Annotated in this window: 1 pseudogene; it reads right to left on the bottom strand. The window is 77.1% G+C overall.

Annotated elements, in window-relative coordinates:
• Window positions 1-545: pseudogene (locus DW309_RS12870) on the bottom strand (glycosyltransferase); the annotation flags it as partial.

Here is a 545-nt window from a genome sequence, read left to right as displayed (position 1 = left end):
CGCGGGTGCCCCAGGCCGCGTCGCCCCACAGCGCGGCGACGGTCTGGCGCAGCGGCAGCAGGCCACCGCCCCCGATGGTCGGCCAGGCGAGCAGCGTGGTGAAGGAGGCGATGCCCACGACCAGGGCGGCCAGCACGACCCATGCGCCGCCGCCGGAGAAGAAGCGCAGCTCGCTCACCGCGCCGTGCTCGCTGCCGTGCCCGTCGTCGAGCCGTCGGCGCAGTTGCGCCGAGGTCACCCGGAGCGGGGCGATGCTGGCCCAGGAGGACGTGCGGAAGGCCCGGATGCGTGCGCGCGAGCGGGCGACGGCCCCGAATCGCAGCATCGCGGCCAGCGCGGCGCCCCACTCGGGCAGCACGGCCTCGGGTCGCTTGCCGATCAGGTGCGTGATCGACCGCCACAGCGCGAGCGGCAGCAGCGACAGCCAGTGCAGCGGCACGGCCGGAAGGGGCGCATAGGCCAGACGGCGGTGCAGCTGCGCGAGGCGCGTGACGTACGCGCGGCGGGAGCGCCCGGAGGGCAGGGCGGCAGGGCCGTCCGGCGCG

The sequence above is a fragment of the Microbacterium sp. K41 genome (assembly GCF_004794395.1).
Classification (GTDB): Bacteria; Actinomycetota; Actinomycetes; order Actinomycetales; family Microbacteriaceae; genus Microbacterium; species Microbacterium sufflavum.
Note: the sequence above shows the minus strand (reverse complement) of the source record. Positions and strands in the feature narration are given on the sequence as shown.